General features: G+C 62.3%; 12 protein-coding genes. All 12 read left to right on the top strand.

The window, feature by feature from the left end; genetic code table 11:
• The first annotated feature begins 28 nt into the window (after positions 1-28).
• On the top strand, positions 29-3,775 hold the full coding sequence (locus APH35_RS18550; protein WP_256213794.1) for a leucine-rich repeat domain-containing protein: 3,747 nt from the start codon (positions 29-31) through the stop codon (positions 3,773-3,775).
• Positions 3,670-4,509 (top strand): NEL-type E3 ubiquitin ligase domain-containing protein, encoded by an 840-nt coding sequence (locus tag APH35_RS29440; protein WP_306303416.1) that lies wholly within the window; start codon positions 3,670-3,672, stop codon positions 4,507-4,509. Before APH35_RS18550 ends, APH35_RS29440 begins: the two co-directional genes overlap by 106 nt.
• Before the next feature lie 69 nt (positions 4,510-4,578).
• Entirely contained in the window at positions 4,579-9,105 is a 4,527-nt protein-coding gene (locus APH35_RS18545; protein WP_082425828.1) for an NEL-type E3 ubiquitin ligase domain-containing protein, read from the top strand.
• A gap of 124 nt (positions 9,106-9,229) precedes the next feature.
• The gene (locus APH35_RS18540; RefSeq protein WP_012271501.1) at positions 9,230-10,876 is read left to right on the top strand and encodes an acyl-CoA synthetase; all 1,647 of its coding nucleotides are present in this window, start codon (positions 9,230-9,232) and stop codon (positions 10,874-10,876) included.
• Between the two features lie 12 nt (positions 10,877-10,888).
• The gene (locus tag APH35_RS18535) at positions 10,889-11,656 is read left to right on the top strand and encodes an SDR family NAD(P)-dependent oxidoreductase (RefSeq protein WP_060492965.1); all 768 of its coding nucleotides are present in this window, start codon (positions 10,889-10,891) and stop codon (positions 11,654-11,656) included.
• An 11-nt stretch (positions 11,657-11,667) separates the two neighbouring features.
• On the top strand, positions 11,668-12,861 hold the full coding sequence (locus APH35_RS18530; RefSeq protein WP_060515237.1) for an acetyl-CoA C-acyltransferase: 1,194 nt from the start codon (positions 11,668-11,670) through the stop codon (positions 12,859-12,861).
• 8 nt (positions 12,862-12,869) lie between these two features.
• Complete coding sequence (locus tag APH35_RS18525; RefSeq protein WP_060492964.1) at positions 12,870-13,997, top strand: acyl-CoA dehydrogenase; 1,128 nt, start codon at positions 12,870-12,872, stop codon at positions 13,995-13,997.
• Between the two features lie 13 nt (positions 13,998-14,010).
• Positions 14,011-14,784: an enoyl-CoA hydratase gene (locus tag APH35_RS18520; RefSeq protein WP_012271505.1), complete on the top strand. Its 774-nt coding sequence runs from the start codon at positions 14,011-14,013 to the stop codon at positions 14,782-14,784.
• Between the two features lie 334 nt (positions 14,785-15,118).
• Complete coding sequence (locus APH35_RS18515; protein WP_012271506.1) at positions 15,119-15,523, top strand: TraR/DksA family transcriptional regulator; 405 nt, start codon at positions 15,119-15,121, stop codon at positions 15,521-15,523.
• Between the two features lie 177 nt (positions 15,524-15,700).
• A complete protein-coding gene (locus tag APH35_RS18510; protein ID WP_012271507.1) occupies positions 15,701-15,895 on the top strand; it encodes a hypothetical protein in 195 nt (64 codons plus the stop codon).
• A 345-nt stretch (positions 15,896-16,240) separates the two neighbouring features.
• Positions 16,241-16,711, top strand: a complete 471-nt coding sequence (locus tag APH35_RS18505) for a hypothetical protein (RefSeq protein WP_041166445.1) — start codon at positions 16,241-16,243, stop codon at positions 16,709-16,711.
• Entirely contained in the window at positions 16,708-16,920 is a 213-nt protein-coding gene (locus tag APH35_RS18500) for a hypothetical protein (RefSeq protein WP_060515236.1), read from the top strand. The genes APH35_RS18505 and APH35_RS18500 overlap by 4 nt, the downstream gene beginning before the upstream one ends.
• Positions 16,921-16,925: the final 5 nt, after the last annotated feature.

The raw sequence follows: 16,925 nt of genomic DNA, 5'->3' as shown, positions 1-16,925 counted from the left end.
TCGGTTTTTCCATCGTAAGGAGACCGACATGCCGCAGACTCAAGTCAATCCCAAAGAACAGAATGCCGATAGGGAGTTCATTGCCGAGCAACTGCCCGCTTGGCTGAGCAATGCCACGCCACGGCAACTCAATACACTGCGCAGCAAGGTGGCAGCGCACCATGCGAGCCAGCGCCGCGTGGCTGCCGTGACGCGGCAACTCCAGCCTTTGCACACGTTCGCCAAGCAGCAGCTCGAACAGGCCATGCAGGCCCGGATGGGGTTGACGCTCGACCTTGACCAGGCGACTTGGCGAGAAGAGCGCAGGCGCTTGAAAATCGTGCAAGGGACGGTGCGGGAGTTCACCTCTTACTTCGTCAGGGTACCTGCGCTGCAAAAAATGATGCAGAACTTCAAGGAGGCTGAATCGTTCTTCTCCGACACTGCGCTGGTGCAGGCCGCCCACCAGGGGGCTAGCGGCGAAGCGACCCTGAGCAGTGACATTGAAGGCCTTGTCAGCCTGTGCCGGCAAACGGATGTAGGCGCAGCCTACCAGCGACATTTGGCGCAGGTGTTGACCAGTGACTTCGAGCGCGATCTGGTCGCGGACAAACGCTGCGAATTGGCGTTGGCGCTCGAGATAGCGGCCATGAAGCGCCAGCTGGGTGACGATGAATTGCGCCTGCTGCGCCAAGCGCTAGCGGGTACACCCATCACGCACCCCCGTAGCACGCGCGTAGTGGTCGGTGGCCTGAAGGTGCTGGGGTGCCGGGTGGATGGCGCGCTTGCATTTGAACTGCTCTTTTCGTGGGGTAAACCCAGCAGCCCGTTTCCGTCGCCGGAACAGACTGTTGGGGTATTGTTGTACCTGCCTGATGATGTTGAGCAGCCACTGCGTTATTTCGATGGGTGGCAGGCGGCCAATCAGGCATTGGTCGCGGCTTTTGCAAATGACGGTTACCGGCAGGGCATCGAGCGCCGTATCACCCTTGAAGATCGGGTGAAGTACATGACATTGCTCGGGACGCGTCTGCTCGATAGCAGCCCCGATCTGGACCCCGCCGTTGAACGAGGTTCGGCTGCGGGAATCAGTGACATGGCTGCCTGGCACGTGCGGCGAATCAAGAGCGACGCACGCTTTATGGCCGTACCCACGGCACAGGCCGATGCCGCCGCGGCTGCCCAGCGTCTGAAGGACCTTGAAAGCGCAGGCCTTGCGCTGCTCGGCCTGGCGAGTTTTTTTGTGCCAGGAATAGGCGAACTCTTGCTGCTTGACTGGGGGCGGCAGCTGCTTGGCCACGTCTATGAGGGCGTCAAGGACTGGAGCCAAGGGCATCAGCACGAAGCCGTTGACCACCTGCTGCAACTGGCCAGCGACCTTGCCGCCACGGGGCTGGTGGCGGGAGGCGTCGCCCTTGCCCGCAGCCCGTTTTTCGATGTGCTGGAGCCGGTCACCACCGAAGCGGGCGGGCAACGTTTGTGGCGATGCGATCTGCAACCCTACCGCCAGGTCAAGCCCAGCGAGCCGCTGATCGAGCAGGATAACGGGTTGTACAGCGATGGTAGCGGCCACTGGTGGCGTGACGAGCAGGGTTATTACCGCGTGCGGCAGGACGCCAGGGGGAACTGGCGTCTTTTGCATCGGGACGGCCATGATACCTATGGGCCGGCCTTGCGAGGCAATGGCGAACGTGCTTGGCGCCTGACCTTCGAACGCCCATTGGAATGGCAGGGTGAGACGAAGCTGCTGAGCCGTCTATGGCCATCGGCAAGGGATTTGGGTAGCGAGCGTGTTACGCAGATTCTCAAGGTTGCCGATGTCGATGAGGCGCACCTGCGTGGCCTGTTGGTGGAGGGGCGACGTCTGCCAGTCTGCTTGCGCGATACGCTGGAACGATTTTCGGTGGATGCGCGAGCACAACGTTTCTTCCAGGCGATGACGCCGAACGAAAGCGATACTGAGCTCTGGCAGTGGTGTGTCGATAGGCTGCAATTGGCAGGCTTGCCACTGGATGAGCAGGTGGCTTCGCTCCACGCGCGTGAAGTTAGCCTGCGAGGGCCGCTGCTGGAGCACTTCTCCACCCAGTACCTCGGCGATGACGAGGCGCTGAGCCTGGTGAAAAGAGACTTTCCGACACTCCCTGATGCCTATGCGCTCGAGGTGCTGCAACAGGCCGATGAAACGATGCGCACACGCATGCGCACCGAAGCGCGGCTGCCACTGGCCTTGATGGAGCGAGCGCGTAGCCTGCTACAGGAAGCCCGTCTGGTCCGACTGCGCGAGGCGCTGCACCTGAGGGGCAGTTACCACGCCGATGCAGTTGAACTGCTGTTTGTGTTGCTACGACGACATGGCCTGACGCAGCTCCCGTTCAATCTGATACAGCGTGACCAGTCCGAGAACGGTCGAGTGCTGGCGATGCTGTTTCCCGAAACGCGGGGTCAGCGCAGCCTGGTACTGGTATGGCGAGAAGGCGCCTTCGATCTATACGACGAAAACGGGCTGCGCAGTGGGCTGGAAGCCGCCGAGCCACGAGGCATCTTCGAAGTGTTGGCCGCTTGCCTTCCTGAAGCCTATCGGCAGCGTCAGGGCTGGGTGGGTGATGATGTCCCGGCACGTATCCGGGCGTCGATGCAAGGCTGGGTGCCAGCGCAACGGCAGGCGTTGCTGCGTCTGCTTGGCTGGCGCGAAGCACGCCCGCTCGCGTCGTCCTTGCAGCGCCTTGCTGACGGCCGGGTCGGTTACCTGCTCAGTGGGCGGGCCACATCGTCAGTGCCGTCAGGGCAGGTCATGCGCCAGCGGATTCGCAGCCTTTACCCAGCTTTCGACGAGCAAGAGGTCGAGCGCTTCCTGCGGACGCTCATGCGCTCTGCTGGCTCGGCCTATTCGAGCCTGCTGCGCATGGAGCAGGAATATCAGCGCCTGGATGAGCATTTGCAAACCTGGACGGAGGCCGTCTCGGCCCGTGCGAGAAACACCCGGCAGGAGGTTGCCGATGCTTTCCGGCGTGTCTGGCGGCTGGAGGGTGAGGAGGTAGTCGATGGCAATGGTGAGACGGCCGGCTTGCGCCTGAGTATCGTCGCGTGGTCGGTGGGGGAGCTGCCAAGCATACCCGCCGGTACCGACTTCGCTCATGTGATCGACCTGCTGCTGGTGGGGTTGCGTCTGGAGGCGCTGCCGCCAGGTTTTCTACGCAGCTTCCCTGCCGTGCGGCGTCTGGACCTGAGCAACAATGCCTTGAGTGCGTTGCCTGAACATCTAACCCAGCTGCGTGGCTTACGGCACTTGCATCTGCGGCGCAACAGGATCCGTGTGGCGGCAAACCAGTCCAGTGCCTTGGCTGCTCTGCCTGATTTGCGAACGCTTGATTTGAGCGAGAATCCGTTGGGTGCAATCAGCCTTGATTTCAATCAGTTGTCCCGTCTACGTGATTTGCGGCTGTTTCGTTGCGGCTTGCGGCGGGTGCCGGCAGGGTTGGAGTGGTTGGGGATGCTGGAGCATGCCGATCTGCGCAACAACCAGCTCAACGACCTGCCAGAGGCCCTGCTCAATGCCCCGGAACCTCTGCGTCGAGTAATAGCTGTGCAAGGGAACGCGTTGTCGGCGCAGGTCACCGAGCGCTTGTATGCTCAACCTGCACACGTGGGCGTAAGCGGCAACAGGGTGGAGGTGAGGGAGGGTGAGGCTGGCTGGCTACCCTGGAGGGGGAGGATATTGAAAATCGACGCCGCCAATGGCAAGCACTGCAGCGTGAGCCGGGAAGCAATGCGTTCTTTCAACTGCTCGATGAGCTGACCAGGAGCTCGGACTACCGTCTGGTGCGCTCCGATCTAAGCCGACGTGTCTGGGCGATGGTCGAGGCGCTCAACCAGGACACACGCATGCGCGAGGAGCTGTTCGAACTGGCGGCCGATCCGCGTACTTGCGTAGACAGTGTTGCCAGTTGCTTCGGTCATTTGGAGGTGCGCCAACAGGTGCTCCAGGCCACTGACGGGGGTGATCCGTTGACCACACGTGATGCGCGGCTGCTGTTGGCCCGGCGCCTCTTCCGGCTCGACCGGGTGGAAGCGTTTGCGCGGCAGGACTTCCAGTCCCGATCGCAACTGGCGAATGCTGAAGACGTGGACGAGGTGGAAGTCAGCCTTGCCTATCGCGTCGGGCTCTCGGTGCGGCTCGATCTGATCGGGCAGCCACGGACCATGCAGTTTCGCGCGATTGCCGGGGTGAGCCGCAGTGACCTGGACAGGGTCTACCAAGCTGTGCAGGAGGCGGAAGCGAGTGACGAACTTGCGCTGTTCATCAGCCAACGTGACTTCTGGTTGCCAGTACTGCGCGCGCAGCGGGCCGAAGATTTCGCGGCGTTGGAGGAACAGTTCGACACGCAACTGCAGGCACTGGATGAGCGAAAGGAGACGCTTGGCAGTGCCGCGTACGTGCAACAGGCCAACCAGATAGGCAAGGACCGTGAAGTGGCGCTGAATGCATTGGCCCTGCGCTTGACTCGCGAAGCGCTGCTGGCGCGGCCGTGAATGTAACCGGGGGCGAATCACGGGCATGGCTGCATTTCCTTGTGCCTTGCCCAGAGCAGGTTGGCGAGCATGCCAGCCTCATTCTTCGCTCCCGGGATTGCCATGATTTCCAGCACCTCCAACCTTGAAACCAGCCATCAGAAAGCAACTGATGATTTCATTGCCGCCAGGCTACCTGACTGGTTGAAACGGGCCAGCCAGGCCCAGATCATCGCCCTGCGCACCAGCCTCAACACACATCAGGCCAGCCAGGCCCGTTTGCGTGGGCTCACGCAGACCCTGCAACCCCTGCAGGTGTTCGCCCAACAGCATCTGCAGGGTGTGCTGGTGAAGCCACTGCCAGTAGGCATGACCCTCGCAGGGCTGGAATGGCTGCAGGTTTCACCGCGCATCGGTACCTTCCCCGGTACGCTTCAGCAGACCTATCACTACTCGGCCACCCGCCGGGATGGTTTGCTGAGGCTGATGGGTAATTTCGGCCCTGACGAATCGTTTTTCCTGGGCACCGGGCTGGTTCTCCCGGGGCGAGATGACTTGCTGACCGGCACGCCCGAGCAATTGGTTGCAGCATGCCGTGCGCTGGATGTGGGCCGGCTTTACCAGGACGAGCTGGCGCGGACGTTCAATGCCACCACCGAGGGCATCCTTGCCCAGGACAAACGTTCGGGCCTGGCATTGGCTGCGCAAGTCGCGATGCTCAAGGGTGACATCGACGAGCAGGTACAGCATGCCTTGCTGCAGGTGGTGGAGGGCGGTGGCCCCCATTCTGACACAGGCCTGCATGGTTACCCTGGCCTGCTGGAGGTGTTGGGCCAACGTGTGGCTGACGGGCTGTTCATTCGCCTGCGAGACTCTGTTGGCCAGGACCGAGGGGTGGTGCTCTACCTGCCCAGTGATCCCGTGCAGGCGCTGCGCCGTTTCGATTCCACAGAGGCCATGAACGCTGCAATGGCTGCAACGTTGCAAGAGAAGGGCTACCGAGACTACTTCACCCAGCTCATCAGCTTGCGACAGCGGGCGAGCTTCGCTGGTCTGCTGAGTGCGCGCCTCTCGGATCCACAGCCCGACCTGGCGTTGAGGGGCCCTACAGCCTTCGGGGACCTGTTCGCTGCGCTGGCTGCGCAACAGGTGCAGCGAGTCAAGGACGATGCTCGCCTGTTGCTGGTACCCACCGCGGACGCCGATGCTGCAGCGGCCCGTGCGCGTCGGGCTGCCTGGCGTGCCGCGGGCCTCGATCTGCTCAACCTGGCGGGGCTTTTCATCCCTGTCGTAGGGGCAATATTGCTTGGTCAGCTGGTGGTGCAGACGCTTGGCGAGGTTTTCGAGGGCGTCAGGGATTGGGCCCGTGGGCACCAGCACGAAGCCCTGGAGCATATGCTGGGTGTAGCTGAAACGGTGGCTGCGACGGCGTTGACCGTGGCGGGTGTGAGCGTTCTGCGCAGCGCCTTCGTCGATGGCCTGCAGCCTGTGAGCGTGGGCGGGCGGCGTGGCCTGTTGGGTTCCGATGACATTACGGCCTATGAGTCGACCCCAGGCACCATCGCCCTACGTGACGATGGGCTCTACGGCGACGAGAGCAGGCGCTGGATGCGCAGGGGCCAGCGTTACTATGAGGTACAGCGCAGCGAGCCTGAAGCCCCTTACCGCTTGTGTCACCCCAGTGGCGAAAAGGCGTACGGGCCGGCCGTGCTGCACAACGGCGAGCGTAGTTGGCGCCTGATGCAGGACCAGCCGCAGCGCTGGAGCGACGTGGCCATGATGCTCGATACCCTGTGGCCGCAGCATCCTTCCATTGACGCACAGCGGGCTGCGCAGGTGCTGCGGGTAGCCGGTGTGGATGCCGAGGAGTTGCGGGGCGTGCTGGTGGAAAACCGACCGGCGCCTGTCAACTTGCGAGAGACCTTGCGGCGCTTCGAAGCCCATGCCCGTATCGAGGCGTTTTTCACTCGTCTGGCCAGCTACTCGCTTGTCACCCAAGACAGTGCATTGCTCGCCTGGTGTGAGGCTCGTGCTGGCAGCACCAACAGCGACGTCCTGCTGCGCCAGCAAGCTGCCCTGTGGGGGCCTCTTCTCGACCACCTGAGCAGTTCGCCAGCTGGCGATGACGCTCTGCTGACGTTGATAAGGCGGGACTTTGCCGGTTTGCCGGAAGCTTATGCGCAGTCGCTGGCGGCGCAGTTCAGCGAAGGCGAGCGGTTCCTGGCAATGTCAGGTGGGCGTGTGACGCTGAATTTAGCAAGCAAGGCCCGCGCGCTGCTGCGTCTGGCCAGATTGAACCGTGCACTCGAAGGGCTTTACCTGCCCGGCAGCTACTGCAACGAAACCGGCGAACTGGCTTTCGCGCTGCTTCAGAAGGAAGTGGAAAGCAGCAACGGTGTGTCTGCCAATGCCCTTGACCTGCAATTGCGTGAAAGCGCACCGGACGGGCATTTGCTCAAGGCCGTGGGCCCCGCTGGCGTCCCCCGGATGCGTCGGGTAGTGGTGCGCAAAGACGGGCGCTTCCATCTCTATGATGGCTTGGGCCGTGCGTTGCCGTTCGGCGCTGGTGATTCGGCAAACCTGTACGACATGCTTGCCGCGGCCTTGGCACCTGAGCACCGCACGGCGCTTGGCATGGCTGAAAACGATATGGGAACGCAGCTACGTCAGCGACTGCTGGCACGACTTCCCGCTACGCACCAGGAGGTTGTCGAACTGTTGCAATGGCCAACCCAGGTGCAGTGGTTCAACCCTGGGCGACGCTTGGCTGATGGCCGGGTTGGCTATCTGCTCAGTGGCCGTGGTACGGGCGACAGCCACTCACTGCCGGCACGTGTTCGTGAGCGCTTGCGCCAGCTTTATCCAGGGCTGGATGAGGCACAGCTGGATCAGGAACAGGCACTGCTGATGAATAGGCAGCAATCCGCCTATGAGCGCATTGTAGAGCTTGAGGACGACCAAGATCAGTTGATCCGCCACCTCAACCGCTGGGTCAGCGCAGAGCTGAGCGAAAGGCGCCAGCGGCTTCGCCAGCGATCAGCCGACGCTATTCTGCGTGCCTGGCGCTTGCAGGGCGACTGTATTTACGACCATGCAGGCATGGTGACCGGCCAGCGCCTGTCGCTGAGTGGCGTGCAGCTCAGCAGTTTGCCGGAGTTACCGGCGGCCATCGATTTCCACCGTATTACCAGCCTGCGCCTGCAGGAGTCTGCGGTTGATACGGTGCCAGTGAGTTTCTTGTGCCCGTTTACCGCGCTGACCGAGTTGGACATGAGCTTCAACCAACTGCGCAACATTCCGCTCGGGATTGCTTATCTGCCGCAATTGCAGCGTTTGCGCCTGGCACATAACCAGATCCGCCTCAATGCCCAAGCAGTCGGTATTCTGCAGGCTATGCCTGGCTTGTTGCATCTAGACTTGAGCTACAACCGTCTGGAAGACCTCGACCTACGCTTCAACCATCTCTCGGCCCTGACTCACCTGAACCTGCGCCACTGCCGGCTGGGGGCCTGGCCCAGCCGCATCGAACTGTGCGGCCTGCTGGTGCACTGTGATCTGCGCGACAACCAATTGCCGACGCCACCGGAAGCGGTGATTGCAATGCCCTATGCCTGGCGCCGGGGGCTTATCGTTGATCGCAACCCACTGAGGGGGGGTCAACTGCAACGCTTGTACGCGCTGGATCCCATTGAGGAGCATGGGCATCTGCCAGAGTCGATGGGCAAGGTCGACTTGCCTCATGCGCGCAGCCTGTGGCTGCAGCATATTGCCGAAAACGACCGCGCTGCGCGCGCAGTGCTATGGGACGGTCTGCTGGCCGAACCAGACAGTGCGGGTTTTTTTCGTATCCTGGCGTGGTTGGAGCATACCGCTGATTATGCTTCAGCAGTTGCCGGGGGCGGTCGGGAAGTACTTGTGCGTGATGTGTGGGCCATGCTGCAGGCGATGGACGTCAGTCCAGCGCTGCGGTTGCGCGTTTTTGAAGCGGCCAATCAACCGGTTTCCTGCTCGGACATGGTCAGCGATCGGTTCAGCCACATGAATGTACAGGTCTTGTTGGCCAAGGCTGAAGCGGACGCACAAGACCTGACGCAACGGGCGCAGCTCATGGCGTTCGGTCGGCAGCTGTACCGTCTTGACCAGGTGCAGCAGCAGGCCCGCCAGGCGATCCTGCGCCAGGGTGTCGAAGGTGAGCAGGTGGGGCGCTCGGCCTGGTCACTGGCATACCGTGTGCGCTTGCGCGAGCGTCTTGATTTGCCTGGTCAGCCATGGGCGATGCGTTACCCGAACGCTGTCGCGCTGAGCGATCAACACATCAACGATGTGGCTGCGGCTGTCCTCGCCAACGAGACGATCGAGGCGCGCACTCAAAGCCTGGTGAGTCAAGCGTTCTGGGAGACTTTTCTTGGTGAGCAGCACCGGAACTTGTTCGAGTCGCTCAGAACCGACTATCTCCAGCGCAGGGCGAACCTGCGCGCTATCCAGCCACCGCTCTCGGCTGAGCAGCTTCGTTCGCAGGTCGCGGATCTGGAGGATCAGGAGCAATGCGATAGAGAACGATTGCAGGCAGGCCTGACCGAGTCCTACTTGCGTGGCGAGAGTCGGGGCGACGGCTGACCTGCAAGGCGGCCAAACCGGTCATCGAGATTGACAGCTTTGGCCATTGCCGCCGTGCTTGAGCGGCGCGAACATCGTCGGACCGATGGTTCAACTCCAAAAACAAGAAACCAGGAGTCCGACGATGCGTGATTACGCCGAGGCCGCTCGAGCGTTCGACCTTGCGCAGGCCGCTACTGCGGCACTGCATGGCAACCTCGAAGCCCTCAATGCCTGTGTCGAATGCTGCGACCGCCATGCCGGTGGCGGCAAGCTGGCGCTGATCCACGAAGACCGGGACGGCCACACTGAGCGGTACAGTTTCGAGCAACTCAAGGTGCAGGCTGCCCGTTTTGCCAATGTACTCAAGGCGCAAGGCGTGAGTGCCGGGGACCGGGTGGCGGGTCTAATGCCCCGTACACCTGAGTTGCTTGTCACCATCCTCGCCACCTGGCGCCTGGGGGCGGTGTATCAGCCGTTGTTCACTGCGTTCGGCCCCAAGGCCATCGAGCATCGCCTTGAGCAGTCGCACGCCCGTGTCGTCGTCACCGACAGCCAAAACCGTGCCAAGCTGGACGACGTGCATGCCTGCCCGACGATCATTACGGTCAAGGCTCGCGTTGGCGAGCTGGATTTCCAACAGTGCCTTGAGCGTGCGGCAGACGACTGTGAACCGGTCATGCGCGCGGGTAACGACCCGTTCTTGCTCATGTTCACTTCAGGCACGACTGGCCCGGCCAAGCCACTGGAAGTGCCTCTGCGTGCCATCGTCGCGTTTCAAGGCTACATGCGCGACGCCATCGACCTGCGCCCCGAAGACAACTTCTGGAACCTGGCCGACCCGGGGTGGGCCTATGGCCTGTACTACGCGGTCACCGGCCCGTTGTCGCTGGGCCATGCCACCACGTTCTACGATGGCCCGTTCAGCGTCGAAAGCTGCGCGCGAGTCATCGACAAGCTTGGCATCACCAACCTGGCAGGCTCGCCCACCGCGTACCGCCTGTTGATCGCCGCCGGCAGTGCTTTTTCGGCGCCCGTCAAAGGCCGCCTGCGGGTAGTCAGCAGTGCCGGTGAGCCGCTTAACCCGGAAGTGATCCGCTGGTTTGCCGACGAGCTTGGGGTCACCATCCACGACCATTACGGCCAGACCGAACTGGGCATGGTGCTGTGCAACCACCATGGCCTGCAGCACCCGGTGCATCTGGGCTCGGCCGGCTTCGCCATCCCCGGTCATCGCATTGTCGTGCTGGACGAGCAGGGTAGCGAACTACCTGCCGGCCAGCCGGGCATCCTTGCGGTCGATCGCGAGCAGTCGCCGCTGTGCTGGTTCGGTGGTTACCACGGCTTGCCGACCAAATCGTTCGTCGGCAAGTACTACCTCAGTGGCGACACCGTCGAGCTGAACCAGGATGGCAGCATCAGTTTCGTCGGCCGTAGCGACGATGTGATCACTACCTCCGGCTACCGGGTCGGCCCATTCGATGTGGAGAGTGCGTTGATCGAGCACCCGGCGGTGATCGAGGCGGCCGTGATCGGCAAACCGGACCCGGAGCGCACCGAGCTGATCAAGGCCTTCGTGGTCTTGGCCAGCGGCGTCGCCGGCAACGCCGAGCTGGAAGAAACCTTGCGCCAGCACGTGCGCCAGCGCCTATACGCGCATGCCTACCCCAGAGAAATCGAATTCGTCAGCGAGCTGCCCAAGACCCCGAGCGGCAAGCTGCAACGCTTCATCCTGCGTAATCAGGAAGTCGCCAAACAACACGCGCAACAGGCCACCCCTGTCAGCGCCTGAAAGGAACCGATCATGCACATAGCCAACAAACACTTCATCGTCAGCGGCGCCGCTTCCGGGCTGGGTGCCGCTACTGCTCAGATGCTGGTCGAGGCCGGCGCCAAGGTCATGCTGGTCGACCTCAATGCCCAGGCCGTCGAGGCCAAGGCTCGCGAGCTGGGCGACAACGCCCGCTTCGCGGTGGCCGACATCAGCGACGAGCAGGCTGCCCAGGCGGCGGTCGATGCAGCCGTCAACGCCTTTGGCAGCTTGCATGGGCTGGTCAATTGCGCCGGCATCGTCGGTGCCGAGAAGGTGTTGGGCAAGCAGGGCCCGCATGGCCTGGGCAGCTTCGCCAAGGTCATCAACGTCAACCTGATCGGCAGCTTCAACCTGCTGCGTCTGGCTGCTGCGGCCATGGCCGAAGGGGCTGCCGACGAGGGGGGCGAACGCGGGGTGATCATCAACACTGCGTCCATTGCCGCCTATGACGGGCAGATCGGCCAGGCCGCCTACGCTGCCTCCAAGGGCGCTATCGCCAGCCTGACCTTGCCGGCCGCCCGCGAACTGGCGCGCTTCGGTATCCGTGTGATGACCATCGCCCCAGGCATCTTCGAAACACCGATGATGGCCGGGATGACCGAGGACGTGCGTGCTTCGCTGGCTGCCGGCGTGCCGTTCCCGCCGCGTCTGGGCCGCCCCCAGGAATACGCCGCACTGGCCCGTCACATCATCGAGAACAGCATGCTCAACGGCGAGGTGATCCGCCTCGACGGTGCACTGCGCATGGCTGCCAAGTAAGGAGAACGAACATGACCCTCGCCAATGACCCGATCGTTATCGTCAGCGCCGTGCGCACGCCCATGGGTGGGCTGCAGGGCGACCTCAAAAGCCTGACAGCGCCGCAACTGGGCAGCGCGGCCATTCGCGGCGCCGTGGAGCGCGCCGGTATCGGCGCCGCCAGTGTCGAGCAAGTGTTGTTCGGCTGCGTGCTGCCGGCCGGGCAAGGCCAGGCCCCGGCGCGCCAGGCCGCGCTGGGCGCCGGGCTGGACAAGCACACCACCTGCACCACCCTGAACAAGATGTGTGGCTCGGGCATGCAAGCCGCGATCATGGCCCATGACTTGCTGCTGGCCGGCACTGCAGACGTGGTGGTAGCGGGGGGCATGGAAAGCATGACCAATGCCCCGTACCTGCTGGACAAAGCCCGTGGTGGTTACCGCATGGGCCACGGCAAGATCATCGACCATATGTTCATGGACGGCCTGGAAGACGCCTACGACAAAGGCCGCCTGATGGGTACCTTCGCTGAAGACTGCGCTCAGGCCAACGCCTTCAGCCGCGAAGCCCAGGACCAGTTCGCCATCGCCTCGCTGACCCGTGCCCAGGACGCGATCAGCAGCGGCCGCTTTGCCGCCGAGATCGTGCCGGTGGAAGTCACCGAGGGCAAGGAAAAACGCGTGATCAAGGATGACGAGCAGCCGCCCAAGGCGCGCTTGGACAAGATCCCGCAGCTCAAGCCGGCGTTCCGTGAAGGTGGCACCGTGACGGCGGCCAACTCCAGTTCGATTTCCGACGGCGCTGCCGCGCTGGTGCTGATGCGCCGCTCCGAAGCTGACAAGCGCGGCCTCAAGCCCCTGGCAGTCATCCATGGCCATGCTGCCTTCGCCGACGCCCCGGCGTTGTTCCCGACCGCGCCGATCGGGGCCATCGACAAACTGCTGAAACGCACCGGTTGGAACCTGGCAGAAGTCGACTTGTTCGAGATCAACGAGGCCTTTGCGGTGGTCACGCTGGCGGCCATGAAGCACCTCGACCTGCCCCACGAAAAGGTCAACATCCACGGCGGCGCCTGCGCACTCGGGCACCCGATTGGCGCTTCTGGCGCTCGCATCCTGGTAACCCTGTTGTCGGCCTTGCGCCAGAACAACCTGCGCCGAGGTGTGGCCGCCATCTGCATCGGCGGTGGCGAGGCCACGGCCATGGCTGTCGAATGCCTGTACTGAGGTGAACCATGCTGGTAACTGACGAGCAACAACAGATAGCCGATGCGGTACGTACCTTCGCCCAGGAGCGCCTGAGACCGTTCGCCGAACAATGGGACAAGGAACATCGGTTCCCGAAAGAGGCCATTGACGAAATGGCCGAGCTGGGCCTGTTCGGCATGCTGGTGCCGGAGCAGTGGGGCGGCAGCGACACCGGTTATGTGGCCTATGCCATGGCCCTGGAAGAGATCGCCGCCGGTGATGGGGCCTGCTCGACCATCATGAGCGTGCACAACTCGGTCGGTTGCGTGCCGATCCTGCGTTTCGGCACCGAGCAGCAGAAAGCACGGTTTCTCACCCCGCTGGCCAGCGGTGCGATGCTCGGCGCCTTTGCCCTGACCGAACCGCAGGCGGGCTCCGATGCCAGCAGCCTGAAGGCCCGTGCGCGTCTGGACGGTGACCACTATGTGCTCACTGGCAGCAAGCAGTTCATCACCTCCGGGCAGAACGCCGGGGTGGTGATCGTGTTTGCCGTGACCGACCCGGACGCCGGCAAGCGCGGGATCAGCGCCTTCATCGTGCCCACCGATTCGCCGGGCTACCAGGTGGCGCGGGTGGAGGACAAGCTCGGCCAGCATGCATCCGACACCTGCCAGATCGTCTTCGACAACGTGCGTGTGCCGGTGGTCAACCGCCTGGGTGCAGAAGGCGAGGGCTACAAGATAGCCTTGGCCAACCTTGAAGGTGGCCGCATCGGTATCGCCTCGCAGGCGGTTGGCATGGCCCGGGCCGCGTTCGAAGTGGCGCGCGACTACGCCAACGAGCGGCAAAGCTTCGGCAAGGCGTTGATCGAGCACCAGGCTGTGGCCTTCCGCCTGGCCGACATGGCGACGAAAATCGCCGTTGCCCGGCAGATGGTGCTGCACGCCGCCGCGCTGCGTGACGCCGGGCGCCCGGCGTTGGTGGAGGCGTCGATGGCCAAGCTTTTTGCCTCGGAAATGGCCGAAAAGGTCTGCTCGGATGCCTTGCAGACCCTGGGCGGTTATGGCTATCTGAGCGACTTCCCGCTGGAGCGGATCTACCGTGACGTTCGGGTTTGCCAGATCTACGAAGGCACCAGCGACATTCAGCGCATGGTCATTGCGCGCAATCTTTGAAGGAGCAGACTGCATGGCATTCGAAACCATCCTGTTGGACATCCACGGCAAGGTCGGCCTGATCACCCTCAACCGCCCGCAAGCCCTCAATGCGCTGAACGCGCAGATTGTCGGCGAGATCAACCAGGCCCTTGACCAGCTCGAGCGTGACCCGAATATCGGTTGCGTGGTGCTGACAGGTTCGGCCAAGGCCTTTGCCGCTGGCGCCGACATCAAGGAAATGGCCGAACTGCAATACCCGCAGATCTACGTCGACGACCTGTTCAGCGATGCTGACCGCATTGCCAACCGGCGCAAGCCGATCATCGCTGCGGTCTCCGGCTTCGCGCTGGGCGGCGGCTGCGAGTTGGCGATGATGTGTGACTTTATCCTCGCCGCCGACAACGCCAAGTTCGGTCAACCGGAAATCAACCTTGGCGTGTTGCCGGGCATGGGCGGTACCCAGCGTCTGACCCGTGCCGTGGGTAAGGCCAAGGCCATGGAACTGTGCCTGACTGGCCGCCTGATGGGGGCTGAAGAGGCTGAGAGGGCTGGCCTGGTGGCGCGAATCGTGCCGCAGGCGGAGTTGCTGGAAGAGGCGCTTAAGGTGGCTGCGACCATTGCCAGCAAATCGATCCCGGTGAGCATGATGGTCAAGGAGAGCGTTAACCGAGCGTTTGAAGTTACCCTCAGCGAGGGCGTGCGCTTTGAACGCCGGGTCTTCCATGCGGCTTTCTCCACTGAAGACCAGAAAGAAGGCATGGCCGCCTTCATCGCCAAGCGCGAGGCGCAGTTCAAGGATCGTTGATGCCAGCTGGGAATTTGGGCTGGGCCTCCAGGTGCATGCCTTGAGAGGTCTGGTCGCTGTGAGATCGAGCGCCGGGCGGGTGGCGCTCGATCTCATGGGCGCTGAAAAGGTTGTGGCGAGCCTCCCAAGACCAGCCATCCCTGCACCGACCGGCGGATTGTAAGCACTGGAAGCAAATTCGCACCCATTTGCAGTTGCTCCACGCGACGTGGCGCCTTAGACTGCCGCCCCCTGTAAAAGAGTGCCGGTTGGCGCTTGAAGAATTCCGCTGCCGATGCCAAGGCGTCGGCGGCACATGAATCGCCCAAATGCACATTTTTTCATAGAGAAATCGATGACCAAGGAACAGTTGCTGGCCATGTCGGCCGATGACTACATGAACGCCGACCAGCTGGCCTTCTTCACTGAGCTGCTGCAGGCGATGAAAGTCGAAACCCATGAACGCATCGAGCTCAGCCGCACCACCATCGAAGGCCTTGACACCCCGTCGGACCCTGCCGACGTGGCTTCGGTCGAAGAAGAACGTAGCTGGCTGGTAAATGCCATCGACCGCGACCAACGCCTGCTGCCACAGCTGGAAATGGCCCTGGACCGCATTACCGACGAAAGCTTCGGCTGGTGCGATGACAGTGGTGAGCCAATCGGCCTGAAGCGCCTGCTGATCAGCCCGACCACCAAGTACTGCATCGAAGCCCAGGAGCGCCACGAGCAGCTCGACCGCCACCAGCGCCAGGTATAACCCGCGCCAGGTGCAAAGCCCCACGGAGCGATCCCTGGGGCTTTTTGCGCTTGTCGTCGCCGCCGTTTTTGTTGCGCCATAAGAAACACTGCTGTACTGGCATGCGCTGTTTTCTCTTCGCAGGCAGGCGTATCATGGCCTTATCGTTAGGGTGCTAATTAAATTCCGGAGGGAATGATGAATAGCCGAGTCGATGTAGCCGTGATGATTGGTTCGGGTGTGCCGGCCACCCTGCAGGCACTGGGTAAGCGCATTTGCTGGGTGGTGCTGGTCAATGGCGAGCGCCGTGGCACCGCGTTTGCCACGCGTGAAGAAGCGCTGGAGTGCCAGGCTGCCTGGCAGCAGCAGCTGAAGAAGGGGTTGGCAGCCTGAAAATGTTTATTGCCTCTCGACGTGTTTCAGTGTTTTCGGGCATATTTGTCCTACAGTAATGCGCACATGGATGCCAGGGCTTGTTTTCTTGCAGGCTCACTCCCATGGTTGCGTTTTCTGGCGAGTGATCTCAGGCATCACACTTCCCTAACCGGGGATGAGCCAAACGCCTTCGGTTGAAGGCGAATCTGGCAGACCAGAGTAAAGATTCCTGCACGCTGCATCGTCAGCGAGCACAGACATTTCGCATATCGCTTTATTACTCTTTTCGCCTATCGATAAGAAGTGGCCGTGCCTCCCCGAGCTTGGGAGAGGGCGGGTTGTAACCGGTTGAGGATTACTTCATTGGCAGTCAGCACACTTGATACTCATGCGTTGTTCGCCTTGGGCGACTTGCGCGGTAAATTGGCCCAACTGTTCCAGGGTCGCTTCATCTATGTCACCGAACAGAATCCCGAAGGCCTGTACATGGCCGAAATCGACACCGAAAGTGCACTGGTGGTCGATGACAAACAGCGCCTTGAGCTGAAAGTCGGCGACCACTTCCGCGCTGCCGTATTGCCCAGCCGCGAAGGCGGCAAGCTGGAAATGCGCTTTCGCGAAATAAAGTTGAATGTGTATGGCGTGGGCGATTACGCCTTCGTTTCGGTGCCGGAAGGCGATGGGATCGTGTTTCGGGAAGGGCATGGCGTGATGCTGGTGTTCGCCGCGCAGCAACAAGTGCAGGAAGGCCTGGGCAAGTTGCTCAAAGCGGTGACCGGCAAAGTTGCCAAGTGGCGCAAGGGTGAACTGACCACGTTCAAGGCCAGTGAATGACCGACGCTGACGACGGTCCTGCCTCGCGGTCCGAGTTTCATCGGCAGCACCAAGCACATGCCGTGGCCGAGGCCGAACGCATGCTGGCCAAGCGCGAGGAGCTGAAAGGCACCTGGTTGAACTGGGTGGCTGCTGAGCTCTATGGCCTCAGCCCGCCGCCATATGCCGCCATGGTTCGGCGCGAGTTGCAGCGCCTCAGCCAAGGCTGAGGCGG

This window comes from Pseudomonas sp. NBRC 111132 (assembly GCF_001320565.1).
Classification (GTDB): domain Bacteria; phylum Pseudomonadota; class Gammaproteobacteria; order Pseudomonadales; family Pseudomonadaceae; genus Aquipseudomonas; species Aquipseudomonas putida_P.
Note: the sequence above shows the minus strand (reverse complement) of the source record. Positions and strands in the feature narration are given on the sequence as shown.

Coding starts and splice junctions, on each gene's coding strand:
- APH35_RS18550 (WP_256213794.1), top strand. CDS start 29: ATGCCGCAGACTCAAGTCAATCCCAAAGAACAGAATGCCGATAGGGAG.
- APH35_RS18545 (WP_082425828.1), top strand. CDS start 4,579: ATGCCAGCCTCATTCTTCGCTCCCGGGATTGCCATGATTTCCAGCACC.
- APH35_RS18540 (WP_012271501.1), top strand. CDS start 9,230: ATGCGTGATTACGCCGAGGCCGCTCGAGCGTTCGACCTTGCGCAGGCC.
- APH35_RS18535 (WP_060492965.1), top strand. CDS start 10,889: ATGCACATAGCCAACAAACACTTCATCGTCAGCGGCGCCGCTTCCGGG.
- APH35_RS18530 (WP_060515237.1), top strand. CDS start 11,668: ATGACCCTCGCCAATGACCCGATCGTTATCGTCAGCGCCGTGCGCACG.
- APH35_RS18525 (WP_060492964.1), top strand. CDS start 12,870: ATGCTGGTAACTGACGAGCAACAACAGATAGCCGATGCGGTACGTACC.
- APH35_RS18520 (WP_012271505.1), top strand. CDS start 14,011: ATGGCATTCGAAACCATCCTGTTGGACATCCACGGCAAGGTCGGCCTG.
- APH35_RS18515 (WP_012271506.1), top strand. CDS start 15,119: ATGACCAAGGAACAGTTGCTGGCCATGTCGGCCGATGACTACATGAAC.
- APH35_RS18510 (WP_012271507.1), top strand. CDS start 15,701: ATGAATAGCCGAGTCGATGTAGCCGTGATGATTGGTTCGGGTGTGCCG.
- APH35_RS18500 (WP_060515236.1), top strand. CDS start 16,708: ATGACCGACGCTGACGACGGTCCTGCCTCGCGGTCCGAGTTTCATCGG.